The following is a 15,898-nucleotide window of genomic DNA, read 5'->3' on the forward strand; positions in this document are numbered from 1 at the left end:
CTACGAGTCCCGGGGTGGCGGCCCCGGCCGATCAGGAGCCGAGCCAGATGGGATTGGTGAACGCGGCCGGCGGCCCGGGCAGCAGTGGCACCTGGGGCGGGTGGCGGACCTCCGCGCGGACGTACCCGGAACGGGCGGGCGTGGTGCGCCACTCCAGGGACGTCGCCCCCGCCTCCGTGTGCACCACGCCCTGGTCCGTGACGAGCCGCAGCTCGCACCCCTCGGCACCGGCCACCGACAGCCGGACGAGGACCTCCGTACCCGGGTCATCCGACCGCAGCCGCTCCCCGATCCCCGCGTGGCCCCCGCGCGGGGTGACGGCGGTGAAGTCGACGGAGACGGCGGAGGATTCCGCCGCGTAGGCACGGCCCGCGCGCAGGCCCGCGAGGATCGCCCTGCGTGACAGGTCGTCGGCCAGCACGACGGTCTGCGGTCCACCGACCCGGTCCGGGTCTCGGTGGTAGTCGCTGTGCGCCAGGGCCGGGAGCCAGCGGTCTCCGCGGGCGGCGCGCAGGGTGGCGTCCCAGGAGGCCAGGGACACCTCGTCGTCAGGGGTCCAGGGGCCGTTCCACACCTCCACCGCGTCGGCCTCGCCGAAGCCGAACTTCCAGGCGCAGCCTATGCAGTTGGCGTGCGGGTGGGCCGGTACGACGAGCCCCCCGGCCTGCCGAACGGCGCCGGCGAAGCGCTCGAAGCGGCCGTCGCGGGAACGGTAGCGCCAGTCGATGAACGTCCCCGGGTCGGTACCCACCGCCAGGACGTGGCCGGTGCGGGTGGTGATCTCCTCTCCGGTGAGGACGAGCAGGTTCTCGGCACCGGCGTCCGACCAGTCGGTGTGGGAGCTGTTGGTGTTGTGCTCGGAGGTATTGATGAAGTCCAGGCCCGCGGCCCGGGCGAGACCGGCTATCTCGGCCGGGGTACGCCGGCCGTCGGAGTGTACGGAGTGGATGTGGCAGTCGCCGCGGTACCAGGCACGGCCGCGGCCCGGGACGCGCTCGGGCGGGTGGTGCGCGGGGGCGGCGGGCGCCGGTTCGCCGAACGTGAGGCTCGCGGTGATCTCGTACGCGACTCCCTGCGGGGCCACGGTGTAGGGGCCGAGCGCGATGTGCCAGCGACCGGGCTCCAGTGGGCCGGGCAGGTAGCCGGGGGTGGCCTCGTCGGCGCGCAGGAAGAACTCGCTGCGGGCGCCGCCTGACCAGCCGCGGAAGCCGCGCCCGCCGAGTGCGGTGCCGCGTTGGTCGAACAGCCCGATGTCGAGGGCGTTTCCCGGGGTGCCGGGCGGGGTGGCCGGCTTGTCGTAGCGGTAGGAGACGCGTAACTCCCTTATACCTGGCGGGACTTCCAGCGGCACGTACACGAAGTCCGGGGCGCCCGGCGGGATCGTGCCGCGCAGTGTCGTGGTGGTGGTCGTCGGCTCCGCTTCCGAGGCCGCTGCCGCTGCCGTGACGGAGTGGGGGGCGGCGGAGGTCGCCGCCGCGGTCGCCTGTGCCAGTAGTGCTCGTCTACTGAGGGCCATGAAACCCAGCATCACCGGGCGAGGTGAACCCGCAGTGAACGCCGCTCCGTGCGCCCCCGAGCGCGCACTGGCCCCCGCCGGGTCGAGTTGGGGTCATTGCCCGACTCGTCCCTGTCCCAATCCTGCGGGCTTCCTTAGGGGATCCTGAAGAACCCTGCCAGGGTGCTCTCTTCGCTGGTCACGGGCCTAGGCTCGGGCGGGACTCCCCTCCTCCCCCTCTCCAGCGAGGTGTTACCCGCATGAGCCGCAGCCGGACTCCCGGAACCCCGTCCCGTGTCGAGGCACGCCGGAAGAAGACGGCGCGCACCCGCATCGTGCTGTCCGTCACCGCGGCTGCCGCAGCCGTGGCGGTCGGTGTAGCGGTGGCAGACTCCCACGGTGACGCCCGCACGGACCAGCGGGCCGGCGGCGCGGCCGGTACGGCGTCCGCCACAGGATCGGCGACGCCGACGGGCTCCCCCGAGGCCTCGGCCCCGGCGAGCGCGAGCCCCTCCGGGACTCCCGGCGCCCCGGCCACGGAATCGACCCCTCCGGCCGTTCCCACGACACCGGCGAGCAGCGCTCCGGCCAAGTCGGCGGCAGCCCCGCCGGCCAAGCCGAAGCCCAAGCCCTCCCCCACGAAGGAGACCGGATCCGACGGCCCCGGCGGCTCGGGCACCGTCAACGCTGACGCCGAGTCCGCGGTCCTCGCCCTGGTCAACAAGGAGCGGGCGACAGCAGGGTGCGGCCCCCTGACGGTCAACGTGAAGCTGAGCGCCGCCGCACGGGCGTACAGCGACACCATGGCCCGCAGCGGCGTCATGTCCCACACCGGACCCGACGGGTCCACCATGACCAGTCGGGTGGAAGCCACCGGGTACCAGTGGTCCGGACTCGGCGAGAACATAGCCCGCGGGCAGGCCGATGCCGATGCGGTCATGAAGGCCTGGATGAACAGCTCCGGGCACAGGGCCAACATCCTCAACTGCGAGTTCCGGGAGATCGGCATAGGCGTCCACAAGGGCGACGGCGGCCCGTGGTGGACGCAGGACTTCGGCACCGGGAGGTAGCGGAGCCCCGGCCGACGCAGCCCCCGTCGGCCCACCGAGCGGCTCCGGCCCCGCGGACACGTCCCTCGGCCCCTACGGGGGGACGGGGGACGTCGGCGTTCCCCGTCCCCGCCCCTACGCGGCTGCGGGCGTTCGGGGAGCCGGTGACGGGCCGTCCCGCGCGTCGGCCACTATGGGGCCGTGCCCCGAACTCCGCGCTACCTGCTCATATGGCTGTCGTGCACGGCCGCCAGCGTCACCGCCGTGCTCGCCACGGTGCAGTTCGTGGTCGGGTCGACGAGGCATACGCCCCCGGTCGCGCGCTCCGCCCCGGTGGTCATCGAGACGCCCCCCGCCTGGCTGGCGGGCAGCTCGGCGCCGGATCCGGCCTCCCCGTCCGCGACCGCCGCCGCGAGCACCTCCCCCGCGGAGACACAGCGGCCCTCCTCCTCACCCACCACCCCCTCCCCCGCCAAGACCCCGCCGGGCACCCGCGGGAGCAGCGCGCCGAAGACCGGCGTCGACTGCGAGCAGGGCGGGGCGGGCCTGTACACCGTCCCTTCGGAGGGCGGCAAGGTCACCGTCCGGTACGGGAGCCGGGGCGTGTGCCTGATCTCGGCGGTCCCCGGCCGCGGCTTCAAAACGACCACCTCACAGACCGCCGACGACACCCTCACGGTCACCTTCACCAGCGGCGACCACCGGTCGGTGATCACCGCGACGGTGGCCCCTGAGGCGAAGGCCAGCGTGCGCGAGACCTCGTACTGACGCCCGGTCACGGCAGCCGGTCGGTGCCGCCCGGCAACCACCGCCCCTTTTGTGCGCGTTCACGGGCCTGTGTGCACTCAGGGACCGGGATCCGCCGAAGCGGGAGGTGAGCTGTTCCTTAGGGCAACCTGAAGATCGCGCCGACGAGGTTCCGCGAGCCCGCAGCGGTCCTATGCTCGCGTCAGCCGAGCGGCCTTCGGCACCGGGGCACGACACCCCGGTGAACCATCGGGCCCCCGGTTTCACCGAGCCGGGGTGCGCTCAGCCCACCCGCCACCGAACCTTGCCCTGGGGTGTCTCCGCCATGAGTTCTCGCATGCTCCGATCCGTCCGCGCCGAACGCCGTACGACGCCCGCCCGCTCCGCCGCACCGCTCGGGAGGCGCCTGCCGCTGGTCGCCGCGGCCGTGGTCGCGGCCGGGCTGACCGCCGCGTGCGGGCCCGCCTCCGCGCCCGCCGGCGCCCAGCAGTCCTCGGAGGCGCTCCCCACCGCGACGGCGCCGGCGAGCGCGTCCCCCGAGGCGTCCCCGACCGCGTCGGCCTCGCCGTCCGCGACCCCGACCCCGGCCGGCTCCTCGCCGAGCCCCTTCCGTACCGCCGCAGGGTCCGGGTCCGGCGGTGCGGCCGGGACGGCCGCCAAGCCGGCGCGGACGTCAGCCGCGCCCGCGCCGGCCTCCATACCCGGCCCCGGCTACGACAGTTCGGCCGACGCGCAGAAGCTGATCGACGCGGCCCTGCGCGCGGCCAAGTCCGACGGGCGGATGGTGCTGCTCGACTTCGGCGCGAACTGGTGCGGCAACTGCAAGGCCGCCGACAAGGTGTTCGCCCAGCCACCGACCTCGACGCTGCTCGGGTCCTCGTACCACCTCGTCAAGGTCGACATCGGTGGCAACAGCTCCGCCAACTCCGCGCTCCTGCGCAAGTACAGCCCTTCGGGCGGGACGTACACGATGCCCGTCCTGGTGGTCGTCTCGCCTTCCGGCACGCTGCGCACCGACACCCACGTCACGGGCAACCCGTCCCTGACCTCTGAGGGCATCGGCTCCTTCCTGCGCAAGTGGGCGTCGTGAACGTTTCCACGCAGGTGCGGCGCTCCCGCAGGGCTCGCGTCGCCGCCGCCCTCGTCCCCCTGGCCGCGCTCGTGGCCTGCGGCGGGGAACCCGCCGGGGCGTCCGGCGGCCCCGCGCCCACGACGCGCTTCTCCGAGAACGGGGTCACCGTCACCCTCTCGCTGTCCCACTGGCACGCCTCGAAGGGAACCATCACCGCGGTCTTCGCGCCCGAGGCCGAGGGGTTCCACCTCTACAGCACCGATCTGCCGCCCACCGGCATCGAGGGCGTCGGCCGGCCGACCACGGTGGCCGTCACCGGCGCCCTCGGGGCCGAGGGCGAACTGCGGGCCGCCGCGGAGGTGCGGTCGATCGCGGTGCCCGGGGTCGACGCGCCCGTCCCCGTCTACCCGGACGGCCCGGTCACCACGACGCTGGCCGTCCGCGCCGCGGGGAGCGGGGAGGCGACGGTACTGCTCGGCTACGCGAGCTGCAGCACCCGGGACGGCTGCACCATCCCGGTGTCCGACCACCCCGTACACCTGCGCGTCACGGCCGACGGCCCGGCCTTCGTCGCCCCCTGAGACGGTGACCTGTCTGCGTCCCCGGCCGACCGAGCCCCTAAGGTGTCCGCATGCCGAGCGTCCTGGTCGTGGAAGACGACCCCAGCATCCGACAGTCACTCATCGAGGTCCTGACGGAGCAGGGGTACGCCGTACGCAGCGCGGCCGACGGATTCGGCGCGTTGCGCGAGGTCACCCAGTCGCCCGTCGACGCGGTGGTCCTCGACCTGGGACTGCCCGATCTCGATGGAACCGACGCCCTGCGCATGATCCGCGGCATCTCCTCCGTACCCGTGCTGGTGGCCACCGCCCGCGACGACGAGGCGGAGATCATCAACCTCCTGAACGCGGGCGCCGACGACTACCTGGTCAAACCCTTCTCCGGGGGACAGCTCCTGGCCCGCCTCTCCGCCGTCCTGCGGCGCACCAGCAGCGCGCATCCCGGCGGCGCCGTAGCGAGCGGGGCAGCGGTGGATCCGACCGCCGAGCCGCTGCGCCCCACCACCGTGGGCGAACTAGCGGTGGACCCTGGCGCACGCACCGCCCACCTGGCGGGGCAGGAGCTACGCCTCACACGAAGGGAGTTCGACCTGCTGGCGTTCCTCGCCCATCACACCGGCCAGGTCGTCTCCAAACGGCGCCTGCTGACCGAGGTCTGGCGCGAGCCGTACGTGGACGACCAGACGGTCGACGTGCACCTGTCGTCCCTGCGCCGCAAGCTCGGCGAACGCGCCGCGGCCCCGCGCTACCTGCTGACCGTCCGCGGCGTCGGCATCAAGCTGGTGGCACCGCGTTGAGACGCTCACTCGCCGGAGTGGCGCTCGCCGTTACCTCCATGGTCGCCCTCTCCTTCCTCATACCGCTGGCCGCCCTGGTGATGTCCCTGGTCAAGGAGCAGGGCGTCACCGCCGCCGAGCAGCGCGCCGCCGCCCTGGCACCGGTCCTCACCCTCACCTCGGATCCCGACGCCCTGCGGGAGTCCGCGGCGAGCCTGGACGCGGCCGACCACCTGGTCGTCCATCTGCCGGGCTCGGGGGCCCTGGGCAGTTCCAAGGCCCCCGCGGCCCTGCTCGAACGGGCGCAGCGGGGGCGCGAGTCGATCTCGCAGGAGATCCCGGACGGCTGGATCTGTCTGCAGCCGGTGGTGCTGCCCGGCGACGAGGTCGCCGTCATCGAGAACTTCGTGCCCCAGGCGGAACTCACCCGCGGGGTGAAGGAGTCGTGGGCGGTGATGGTCTTCCTCGCCGTAGGACTGATCGCAGGCTCCGTCCTGGTCGCCGACCGGCTCGGATCGAAGGTCGTCCGCTCCTCGAAGCGGCTCGCGCAGGCGTCCCGCGCGCTCGGCGAGGGCGACCTGGACACCCGGGTGGATCCCATGGGCCCCACGGAACTGCGGGACGCGGGCGTCGCGTTCAATGCGATGGCCCATCGGATGAACGAGCTGCTCGCCGTCGAACGCGAACTCGTCGCCGACCTCTCCCACCGGCTGCGCACTCCGCTGACCGCCCTGCACCTGGCGTCGGAGCGGATGGCCGGCACGCCGGAGTCGGCCAGGGTCGAGGCAGCGGTCGGCGAGCTGGAGGCGGAGCTCCAGGCCATCATCGCTGCGGCGCGCACCCCGCTCGCGGTGGGCCCCATGGGCCAGGGCATGCTCGGTACGGAACCGGCCGCGGGCCGGCCCGCCGGCGGGGCGGGGTCATCCGGCCCGCGCTGCGAGGCGGCCGAAGTCGTCCGCCGCCGGACCGCCTTCTGGACGGTCCTGGCGGGACAGCAGAACCGTTCCTGCTGCCTCGACCTCACACAGGAGCCGACGGCCGTCGGCCTCTCCGACGACGACGTCGCCGCCGTGGTGGACGCGCTCATCGGCAACGTCTTCCGCCACACCCCCGCCGGGACACCCTTCGGCGTCCGCGTCGTCCGCACCGCCCAGGCAGTGGAGCTGGTGGTGGAGGACGGTGGACCTGGCATCCCGGAACCGGACCGGGCCCTGTCCCGCGGAAGCAGCACCGGTTCCACGGGGCTGGGCCTCGACATCGCGCAGCGGGCCGCGAGCGCGACGGGCGGCACGATGCGCATCACCCGCGGGCCGCTCGGAGGGGCGCACATCACGGTGACGTTCGCCCTGGCCCCGCCGGCTCCGTCCGGACACCGCTCCCGCATCTCCCGGCGCCGCAGACGGTAGGCCCGTCCTGCCCCTTGGGGCCCGCGAGGCCCAGTGTCAGCACGGAACCACCACACCAGCGGGACTGTCTCCGACGGGGCGAACGCTGCCTGACGCGGTACTGGGTGTTCCCTTGGGGACCATGGCCGTGCTCTCCAGCGGAAGCGCCGAATCGAACTCGGACCTGCTCAGCCCGCCGGGGTCGTGTCCCGCCGCGTGGTGAAGCCCGTGGGCACCTTGCAGGTGGTCGTCCGGTACAGCACACACTGCCGAAGCGGCCCTTCGGGCACGCTCGGATCCTCGAAATCGTCGGCCGGGTCGCGGGTCATGCCGATCCGGCGCATCACTGCCTGGGAACGAAGGTTGTTCACGGTCGTCGACGCAAGGACCTCCGGCAGTCGGAGAGCCTCGAAGCCGAAGGCCAAGCAGGCCAGGGCTGCCTCAGTGGCGTAACCGTGCCCCCACGCCGAACGCGTCAACCGCCACCCGATATCCACTCCCGCGTACGGCATGTCCTCGTCCACCTCGTCCAAGCCGACGCGGCCGATGAACTCACCCGTCTCCCTGGCTTCGAGTGCCCACCACCCGAAACCTCGCTCATCGAACTCGGCCTGCATGAGTGCCACCACAGCATCGCTCTGCTCCCGCGTCAGCAGCTCCCCCAGGTGTTCTCGGACTTCGGGATCGGCGTTCATGGCCGCCCACGGCTCGAGGTCGGACTCCCGCCATCGGCGGAGCAGGAGACGATCGGTACGCAGTTCTGGCATGCCGGCCAGTTAACGCCATCTCGCCCAAGGGCGTCGATCAGTTATGCCCCGTGCGCTCGCGCCGCTTCCTTCCAGCGAGTCACGTCGGCGGGTACGAGGGCACCCGGGTGCTCGGATCGGCCGGCGCTTCCCTCACGGGGGAGCAGATCGAGAACATCGTCCTGGACTTCGGGGAGCACACCGAGGTCGCCGTCCACACAGTCGAGGAGCGGGAGGAGGTCCTGGCGCCGGAGGCGTTCGACAGGCTGACAGCCAACGTGCGGGCCCGGCGCACGGGAGCCGCCGCCTACCCGGAGTGGTGAGTGGAAGCCCGGCTATCCCCAAGCTCCAGGGCGCGGCTCGTCATTAGCCGCCCTGGACACGTCTCGGGTCATGCGTTCGAGCTCGTCCTCCCAGCTGGCATCGTGCGCTCCGGGCGAGACCGGTGGTTGCGGAGCGTGACAGTGATCGAGACCGTGGCTGAACTGCTGAGGTGTATCCCCAGCGGGCGAGGCCCAGCAGGGCACCGGCTGGCAGGACCGCGACAAGACCGCGGACGCCGCCGCGTCGACCACCCGTACACCGCTGTCGACGTGACACGCCTGGCACGGCGGCCTACCACGCACCCGTGCCCCGCGTGCTGAGACCCCACGACGAAAATGGCCGGGCTGCCCCTGCGGGGGCAGCCCGGCCATTTTCGTGACCGTTCGTCAGTCTGCGTGCCCGAGCCGTACGTCCCGCTCGGTGCGTCCGCCGCCCGCGACCCGCAGGACCGTGGCCACCGGCGGATAGCCTGCCCCGATGACCGTGTACTCGCCCGACGGCAGGTCGATGAACCGGAAGGTCCCGTCCGAACCGGTGGTCAGGGTGTCCACCACGTTGCCGGCCGCGTCGAGCAGAGTGACCCTGGCGTCCTCGACCGGCCTCCCCGCGCTGGCGCGCACCGTGCCGCGCAGGACCGCACCGCCTGCGAGCTCCACGTCCTGGCGGGTCTCGCGGGAGGCCTGCACGCTCACCGGCAGTGCGGCCGGCCTGAACGCCGGGGCGCTCGCGGCCAGGGTGTACTCCCCCGCCACCAGCTCCGAGATGACGTACATGCCCTCCCGGTCGGTGCGGGTGGAGGAGACCACCTCGCCCCGGACGTCGGTGAGGGTGACGGCCGCGTCGCGGACCGGGGTGCCGTCGGCCGTGACGACGGCACCGGCCAGCCGTCCGGCGCCGCCGAGCACCACGTCGAGCTCGACCGGCCGTTCGCCCACGGTCACGCTGACGGCCTGCGGCTGATGGCCGCCGGCCGCCGCGATCAGAACGTACGAACCGGGGCCGCGCACGCTCAGGGCATAGCGTCCGTCGGCTCCGCTGGCGCCCCGGCCGACTTGATGGCCGCTCACGTCGATCAGGGTCAGGGCGGCGCCGGGGACCGTGCTGCCGTCGGGGTGCCGAACGGATCCGCAGACCGGGAGTCCGCCCGGCTGAGAGGCATCGGTTGAGGTCCGTGCGGCGGGGACCTCGCCGGGGAGCGGCTGCGGGAGGGCCTCGGAGACCAGTGAATCGGCTGCGGGGGCGTTGTGGGACACCAGCGGTTTCTCCTTGAGGAAGCAGGCGATGAGCAGGCCGAGGACGAGCACGGGCACGAGGTAGAGGAAGATCCGCGGCATCGCCTCGGCGTAGGCCGCGATGTACGCGTCCCTCACGGTCGGCGGCAGGGAGTGCACCAGCTGCGGGGTAATGGCGGAAGGGTCCGGGAGCCCGATGCCGGCGGGCAGCCTGTCGGCAAAGGCGTCGGCCAGCCGGCCGGCGAAGACCGTGCCGAAGACGGCGGCGCCGATGCTGCCGCCCATCTGCCGGAAGTAGTTGTTGGCGCTGGTGGCGGTGCCGAGGTCGGTGGGCCGCACCGAGTTCTGCACGGCGAGGACCAGCACCGGCAGCACGAGCCCGATGCCTACGCCGAGGACGGCCATCCACAGGCTGTACGTGAGCTGGGTGGTGCTGGTCTCCAGCCGGGACAGCAGCCACATGCCCAGGGTGGACAGCGCCCCGCCGAGAACCGGGTAGACCTTGTATCGGCCGGTCCTGCTGATCAGCTGGCCGGAGACGATGGAGGCGACGACGACCCCGCCCATCATCGGCAGCATGAGCAGCCCGGACTCGGTGGCGGTGGCACCCTCGACCATCTGGAGGTAGGTCGGCAGATAACTGGCGGCGCCGAACAGCGCGATGCCGACGACAGCCCCGACCAGAGCGGTGACCGTGAAGACCGGGTCTCGGAACAGCCGCAGCGGAATGATCGGCTCGGCCGCGTGGTGCTCGGCGACCACGAAGAGCAGGGACGTTCCGGCAGCGCCGACGGCGAGCCCCAGGATCATCCGCGAGTCCCACGCGTACTCGGTGCCGCCCCAACTGGTCAGCAGCACCAGGCAGGTCGAGGCCGCGGCAAGGAGGACGGCGCCGATCACGTCGAGCCGGGGCCGGACCGCGGGCTTGGGGAGCTTCAGCACGACGGCGATGACGGCCATGGTGATCAGCCCGAACGGGACGTTGATGTAGAAGCACCAGCGCCACGATGCGTGGTCGGTGAAGAATCCGCCGAGCAGCGGTCCGGCGACCGACGCGAGGCCGAAGGCTGCGCCGATCAGCCCCATGAAGCGGCCGCGCTGCCGGGGCGGCACGATGTCCGCGATGATCGCCTGCACACCGATCATGAGCCCGCCGGCGCCGATGCCCTGAACCGCGCGGAAGGCGATGAGCTCGTTCATGGTGCGCGACCAGCCGGCCAGCGCGGAGCCGATGATGAAGACCACGATGGCGAACTGGAAGACGCTCTTGCGGCCGAAGAGGTCGCCGAGCTTGCCGTAGAGCGGCAGCCCGATGGTGGAGGTGAGCAGATAGGCCGTGATGGCCCACGACATCCGCTCCAGACCCTGGAGTTCCCCGACGATCTTCGGCAGCGCCGTGGCGACGATCATCTGTTCCAGCGCGGCGAGCAGCAGCGCCAGCATCAGCCCGAAGAACACCAGCCGGACCCGGCGCGGGCTGGACTCCTCGGGCGGAACCACTTCGGCGGAGGACGGCGGCCCGCTCGCGAGGTCCCGGCCTCCCGGCTCGGGACTGCTCCTCTTCTCGAAGCGGACCGGAGCTGGCCGCGGGGCGGCCTGCTCGTCCGTCACCAGAGTGATACCGCCCACGTACTGCTCCCCTCGTTGCCTCAGGCAATCGTGCCTGCGCCGCCCTTTTCTCGCATTCGGCAACAGCAGGAGCAAACGCGCGGATTGACGTCCCGGGCGTGCCCGACGGGCATACGAGCCGGTCGGAGAGGGTGCCGTGAACAATCCGCCGGTGCGGAGAACCACCCGAAACGGTGAGGGCCCGGACCGTGACCGTGCTGCGCCGAGGCGGCCCGCTCACGGAAAACGCTTGGACGGCGCGGTCGGCGTCGCGGGAGACTGCGATATCCGTAACCGAGTGAATACGTAGGGTGGTCATGGAAGCGTCTCCAGCTCGAGGGGGTCCGCCAGGCAGGGGGCCGGTGGTCCTCGCACTGCGTTACTACGGGCGGGAGTTGGCGCGGCTGCGGTGGCTGACGGCGCCCGCCATGCTGATGCCCGCCCTCGGCAACATCGGCATCAGCTACATCGCCCCGCTGGTCGTCGCGAAATTGGTCGGGCGCATCGCGGGCGGCGCCGGGCTCGGCCTCGGCGCCTGCCTCCCGTACGTCCTGGGCTTCGCCGGTGTCCTGCTGCTCTCGGAAGCGGCGTGGCGCCTCGGCCTGCACTGTCTGAACCGGCTCGACGCCCTCGGCATCGAGCGGCTGTACATCGTCGGCATGGACGAGCTGTTCGCAAAGGACGCCGCGTTCTTCCACGACAACTTCGCCGGGTCGCTCACCAAGCGGGTGCTGAGCTTCGCCTCCCGCTTCGAGGAGTTCGTCGACGCGCTGACCTTCTCGGTCGTGGGCCGGTTCGTACCGCTGCTGTTCGGTTCGGTGGTGCTCTGGCGCTACGAGCCGCTGCTCGTCGTGGCACTCCTGGCGATGATCGCGGTGACGGGGGGCTGCGTACTGCCCCTCATCCGGCGCCGCCAGGCGCTCGTCGCCCGACGCGAGGAGGCGATCGCCCGGGTGTCGGGGCACGTCTCCGACAGTCTGATGAACATGGACACGGTCCGCGCGTTCGCCGCGGAGGAGCGCGAGGCGGCCGAGCACCGGTCCCGGGTCGCGCAGTCGCGCGCGCTCACGCTGCGGTCCTGGGACTACGGCAACCTGCGCATCGACACCCTCGTCGCACCGATGTCCGTCGTGACCAACGCGCTGGGCCTGCTGATCGCCGTCACGATCGCCGGGAGCGGCGGGGACGGGGGTGCGGGCGGAAGCGGGCACGGGGTGGAGGCGGTCGTGGTCGCGTTCACGTACTTCTCCAACGCCACCCGGATCATGTTCGAGTTCAACCAGATCTACCGCCGCCTGGAGAGCTCGATGACGGAGGCCGCGCAGTTCACGCAGCTGCTGCTGACGCCGGCGACCGTACTCGACCCACACTCCCCCGAGCCGGTGCCGGAGCCGGACCGGGTCGGCGAGGTGCGCTTCGAGAAGGTGGGCTTCGCCCACGCGGGCGCGCAGCCGCTGTTCGAAGGGCTCGACCTGGACGTGCCCAGCGGGGCGAAGATCGGGCTGGTGGGCCGCTCCGGTGGCGGCAAGACCACACTCACCCGACTGCTGCTGCGGATGACGGACATCGACGCGGGCCGGATCCTGATCGGGGGCCGGGACATCAGCAGGCTGCGCCAGCGCGATCTGCGCGACCTGATGGCGTACGTCCCGCAGGACCCGGCGATGTTCCACCGCACCCTGCGGGAGAACATCGCGTTCGCCCGGCCCGGTGCCACCGAGGCCGAGATCCGGCGCGCGGCCCAGGCGGCGCACGTCACGGAGTTCGCCGACGCACTGCCCGACGGCCTCGACACGATGGTCGGCGAGCGCGGGGTCAAGCTGTCGGGCGGCCAGCGCCAGCGGGTCGCGCTGGCCCGGGCGATCCTGCGCGACGCGCCGATCCTGCTGCTGGACGAGGCGACCAGCGCCCTGGACTCCGAGAGCGAGGTCCTCGTACAGGAGGCGCTGTGGCGTCTCATGGAGGGGCGGACCGCCCTCGTGGTCGCGCACCGGCTGAGCACGGTGGCCCACATGGACCGGCTCATCGTCCTCGACCGCGGCCGCATCGTCGAACAGGGCACGCACCACGAGCTGCTGGCCTGCGAGGGCACGTACGCGAAGCTGTGGCAGCACCAGTCGGGCGGATTCCTCGACGAGAGCCCCGCACCCCCCTCACCGCGTCAGGGGGATTCCTGGAAGTAGGCGGCGATCAGGGCGAGGCCGTTGGCGATGGTGAGGACGGCGGTGGGCTTCGCGGTCGGGGCGGCGGCGCCGTTGACTCCCGCATAGAGGGTGTCGTAGCGGCCGCCGCCCTCGTCGAGGTAGCCGGCCATGGTGATGGCCCCGGGTTCCGGTCTGGTGTTCCTCGAACACTTCGGCGACCTGCTCCATGTCTCCGTCGAACAGGTAGAGGCAGTGGGCCCAGCTCGTTGATGCAGAGAAGGTCCACGCGGCCGTGGCGGGCGATCGTTTTGGACAACTGCTTCTCGTCAGCGGCTTCGACGCCGGAGCTCGCCGTGCCACAGCACGCGACCGAGCCGCTCTGCGGCACAGGGGGAACGGCAACGACGGTGAGCTAATCTGCCCGGATGCGCAGACAGTTCACCGGCTGGCCCGAGCAGGCCATGGACGTGTTGTGGCAGCTCCAGGGCGAACCGACCCACGCGACCCGCGAGCGCTGTCGCGCGGACCGCGAACGCCTGGTCCGGCAGCCGATGATCGACTTGCTCAACGAGGTCGCGGACACCGACCCCCGATACGAGGACTTCTCCGTCTGGCACTACCGCACCGACTCCTGGTGGTGGCAGCACCAGAGCGCCGTGATCCGCCTCGGCCGCAAGATCGAGATCGGTCTCCGGTTCTCCCTGGACGGCCTGCGGATCCAGGGCGCCTGGTGGTACCCCGATCCCGGCCAGGTGGACATGTTCCGCAAGGCTGTGGCCTCCGAGGGGAGCGGCCGCGAACTGTCCGCCATCGTCGAGGACGTGCGGAAGAAGGGCTACGACATCTCCGGGGACGTAATGAAACGTCCCCCGCGCGGCTATCCGACAAACCACTCCCGTACGAACCTGCTGCGCCACCGCTCTCTGATCGCCGCCCGCCCCCTCGGCTGCGAGGAGTGGCTGCACACCCCCGAGGCTGCCGACCAGGTCCTCTCGGCCGCCGCCGACCTGGACGACCTGCTCACGTGGCTGGTCCGCCACGTGAAGCACGCCGCCTGACATCACGAGGGCGCTTGAACGGTCACTCATTTCCGGCGATACCGAGCTGCCGGTAGCGGCCGGCCCAGCGGACCGCGGTGGTGTGGCTGACCTGGAAACGCTCCGCGGCTCGCCGCACGAGCCAGCCGTCGTCCACGACACAACGCGCCAGCCGCAGTCGCTCCATCGGGGCGGACCCTTGCGGTGGGGGGGCCCGCCCTGGCGCAGGTGCCGGGTTCAGGCCGCTTCGCCGAGGACCGCGCGGATGAGTTCGCGCTGGTCTCCGGTCAGGCCCGTCTCGTCGAGGACGAGTTCCTGGTCGTCGACCGTGATCCGGTAGTGGAAGCCGTCCGCCACCGGTGGCAGGACGCGTCGCGCGAGGTCCTCCCATGCCGCGGCGTCCCGCCGGGCGGACGTGTCGATCTTCCGCACCTTGTCCACGCCGGTGAAGCCTCCCGAGCGACTGACGGTGATCAGCATGATCGTTCTCCTTCGGAAGCCGGATCCTCCCTCGACGGGCCGCGCACCGCCCGCCCTGTCAGGACACGGACACGACCCCGCGAGGCTCTGTACGCGCCTGCCCCTGATCCGGCGGTCATCCCCACCGGGTACCAGAACGGCTCGATTTCACCGGAATCTGGCCGACGGGCGGCAGGCCGAGGAGCCCAGGTCCGCTGAGGTCGGCGCCCCGCTCGACGTGGCTAAGGGCCGTGGTGACGTCGATGCGGGAGAACAGCAGGCCCAGCCGGCCACAGGGCGGCCTTGGATGCTCTCGCCGGCTCCGGGTAGACGAGCCCCATGACGCGCGTACGACGGCAGGGACGAGGCGACGGTGATGACGGTCAGGGCAGTGGGCTGGGCACGTTCGTTTCCGGTCGCGGAGGGAGTCCGGGCGGCTCGGCAGTGGACCGCCGTGCACCTGGCGTCCCTGCCGTGGAGCCGTTCGGCGGCCGATACCGCGCACGACGTTCTGGTCTGTGTCTCCGAGCTCGTCACCAACGCGCACTTGCACGCGGTCGGCACCGCGCATCTGGTGTTGACCTGGGACGGCTCCTGCCTGCACGTGAGCGTCTGCGACGCCGACCCGCGACTCCCCCGCCTCCGGGGGCCCGACGCCGGCGAAGGGGCCACCTCCGGTCGCGGGCTGGGGATCGTCAGCGCACTGGCCGATTCACTGGACGTGCACGCGAGCCACGGCGGCAAGGCGATCACCGCGTGCTTCCGGCCCGCCGGTGGACGGAACCCGCACGCGGGCGGTCCGTGGTCCGGCTGACCGGCGGGCGCTCACGCCGCCAGGGCCTCCTCGACGCTCGCGTGGAGGGAGAGGACGGTGTCGGTGCCGGTCAAAGCGAAGAGCCGCCGCAACTGCTCGCCGGGGACGGCGATGCGCAGCGTCGTGAGGTGGTGCAGCCGCAGCAGCAGGTTCAGGAAGGAGGAGTCCCCGAAGGTGATGGAGCTCGCGTCCAGGACCACCAGCGGGTACCGGCCCGCGGCAGTGGTGAGGGCCTCCTCCAGAGGGGCCAGCGTGTCCTGGTCCAGCTCCCCGCGGGCCACCACCACCCACCCGCCCTGCGCCGAGTAGGCGTCCCCGACCACACCTGGCTGGAACGCGTCCCTTGCTCCGGTCATGTCCGCCTCCTCGGATCGGCGCCCGCAACGTCGTCGTCAAGGGAGTATGCCCGGCCGCTCGGCCGACGGAGCCCCCGGGTGCGGCGCGGTCCTT

The 15,898-nt window shown here is 72.1% G+C and carries 16 protein-coding genes and 2 pseudogenes; 10 read left to right on the plus strand and 8 right to left on the minus strand.

Going from position 1 to position 15,898, the window contains the following annotated elements; translation table 11 throughout:
• Positions 1–31: 31 nt before the first annotated feature.
• Complete coding sequence (locus OG490_RS00555) at positions 32–1,516, minus strand: CehA/McbA family metallohydrolase (RefSeq protein ID WP_330294275.1); 1,485 nt, start codon at positions 1,514–1,516, stop codon at positions 32–34.
• A gap of 239 nt (positions 1,517–1,755) precedes the next feature.
• Here OG490_RS00555 and OG490_RS00560 point away from each other — a divergent pair, with 239 nt between their 5' ends.
• From OG490_RS00560 to OG490_RS00585, 6 genes are all read left to right on the plus strand, one after another.
• Entirely contained in the window at positions 1,756–2,565 is an 810-nt protein-coding gene (locus tag OG490_RS00560) for a CAP domain-containing protein (RefSeq protein ID WP_330294276.1), read from the plus strand.
• 180 nt (positions 2,566–2,745) lie between these two features.
• Positions 2,746–3,312, plus strand: coding sequence for a hypothetical protein (locus tag OG490_RS00565; protein ID WP_330294277.1), 567 nt, complete (start codon positions 2,746–2,748; stop codon positions 3,310–3,312).
• 316 nt (positions 3,313–3,628) lie between these two features.
• Positions 3,629–4,381, plus strand: a complete 753-nt coding sequence (locus OG490_RS00570; RefSeq protein ID WP_330294278.1) for a thioredoxin family protein — start codon at positions 3,629–3,631, stop codon at positions 4,379–4,381.
• Positions 4,378–4,944 (plus strand): hypothetical protein, encoded by a 567-nt coding sequence (locus tag OG490_RS00575; protein ID WP_330294279.1) that lies wholly within the window; start codon positions 4,378–4,380, stop codon positions 4,942–4,944. The genes OG490_RS00570 and OG490_RS00575 overlap by 4 nt, the downstream gene beginning before the upstream one ends.
• 50 nt (positions 4,945–4,994) lie before the next feature.
• A complete protein-coding gene (locus OG490_RS00580) occupies positions 4,995–5,720 on the plus strand; it encodes a response regulator transcription factor (RefSeq protein ID WP_330294280.1) in 726 nt (241 codons plus the stop codon).
• A complete protein-coding gene (locus OG490_RS00585) occupies positions 5,717–7,105 on the plus strand; it encodes a HAMP domain-containing sensor histidine kinase (protein ID WP_330294281.1) in 1,389 nt (462 codons plus the stop codon). The genes OG490_RS00580 and OG490_RS00585 overlap by 4 nt, the downstream gene beginning before the upstream one ends.
• Positions 7,106–7,272: 167 nt before the next feature.
• Here the strand turns inward: OG490_RS00585 and OG490_RS00590 are convergent, their stop codons facing one another.
• Positions 7,273–7,851, minus strand: a complete 579-nt coding sequence (locus tag OG490_RS00590; RefSeq protein ID WP_330294282.1) for a GNAT family N-acetyltransferase — start codon at positions 7,849–7,851, stop codon at positions 7,273–7,275.
• Between the two features lie 107 nt (positions 7,852–7,958).
• On the opposite strand from OG490_RS00590, the gene OG490_RS00595 reads away from it, so the two are divergent.
• Entirely contained in the window at positions 7,959–8,153 is a 195-nt protein-coding gene (locus tag OG490_RS00595; protein ID WP_330294283.1) for a hypothetical protein, read from the plus strand.
• Between the two features lie 387 nt (positions 8,154–8,540).
• Here the strand turns inward: OG490_RS00595 and OG490_RS00600 are convergent, their stop codons facing one another.
• Positions 8,541–11,015 (minus strand): MFS transporter, encoded by a 2,475-nt coding sequence (locus tag OG490_RS00600; protein ID WP_330294284.1) that lies wholly within the window; start codon positions 11,013–11,015, stop codon positions 8,541–8,543.
• Between the two features lie 296 nt (positions 11,016–11,311).
• On the opposite strand from OG490_RS00600, the gene OG490_RS00605 reads away from it, so the two are divergent.
• The gene (locus OG490_RS00605; RefSeq protein WP_330294285.1) at positions 11,312–13,177 is read left to right on the plus strand and encodes an ABC transporter ATP-binding protein; all 1,866 of its coding nucleotides are present in this window, start codon (positions 11,312–11,314) and stop codon (positions 13,175–13,177) included.
• Here the strand turns inward: OG490_RS00605 and OG490_RS00610 are convergent.
• Both OG490_RS00610 and OG490_RS00615 read right to left on the minus strand, forming a co-directional pair.
• Entirely contained in the window at positions 13,156–13,308 is a 153-nt protein-coding gene (locus tag OG490_RS00610) for a hypothetical protein (protein WP_330301196.1), read from the minus strand. The two genes, OG490_RS00605 and OG490_RS00610, sit on opposite strands and share 22 nt — an antisense overlap.
• A gap of 65 nt (positions 13,309–13,373) precedes the next feature.
• Positions 13,374–13,478 (minus strand): annotated as a pseudogene (locus tag OG490_RS00615) (IS21-like element helper ATPase IstB); the annotation flags it as partial.
• Between the two features lie 85 nt (positions 13,479–13,563).
• Here OG490_RS00615 and OG490_RS00620 point away from each other — a divergent pair.
• Positions 13,564–14,196 carry a DUF2461 family protein gene (locus tag OG490_RS00620; RefSeq protein ID WP_330294286.1) on the plus strand — a complete coding sequence of 211 codons (633 nt, stop codon included), beginning with the start codon at positions 13,564–13,566 and terminating at the stop codon, positions 14,194–14,196.
• A gap of 12 nt (positions 14,197–14,208) precedes the next feature.
• Here the strand turns inward: OG490_RS00620 and OG490_RS00625 are convergent.
• Together OG490_RS00625 and OG490_RS00630 are read right to left on the minus strand one after the other, a co-directional pair.
• Positions 14,209–14,362: pseudogene (locus tag OG490_RS00625) on the minus strand (helix-turn-helix domain-containing protein); the annotation flags it as partial.
• Positions 14,363–14,412: 50 nt separating this feature from the next.
• Positions 14,413–14,655 (minus strand): protealysin inhibitor emfourin, encoded by a 243-nt coding sequence (locus OG490_RS00630; RefSeq protein WP_330294287.1) that lies wholly within the window; start codon positions 14,653–14,655, stop codon positions 14,413–14,415.
• A 355-nt stretch (positions 14,656–15,010) separates the two neighbouring features.
• Here OG490_RS00630 and OG490_RS00635 point away from each other — a divergent pair, with 355 nt between their 5' ends.
• Entirely contained in the window at positions 15,011–15,448 is a 438-nt protein-coding gene (locus OG490_RS00635) for an ATP-binding protein (protein WP_330294288.1), read from the plus strand.
• Between the two features lie 11 nt (positions 15,449–15,459).
• Here the strand turns inward: OG490_RS00635 and OG490_RS00640 are convergent, their stop codons facing one another.
• Entirely contained in the window at positions 15,460–15,804 is a 345-nt protein-coding gene (locus OG490_RS00640) for an STAS domain-containing protein (RefSeq protein ID WP_330294289.1), read from the minus strand.
• Between the last annotated feature and the right edge of the window lie 94 nt (positions 15,805–15,898).

Source organism: Streptomyces sp. NBC_00503, from assembly GCF_036346895.1.
Classification (GTDB): Bacteria; Actinomycetota; Actinomycetes; order Streptomycetales; family Streptomycetaceae; genus Streptomyces.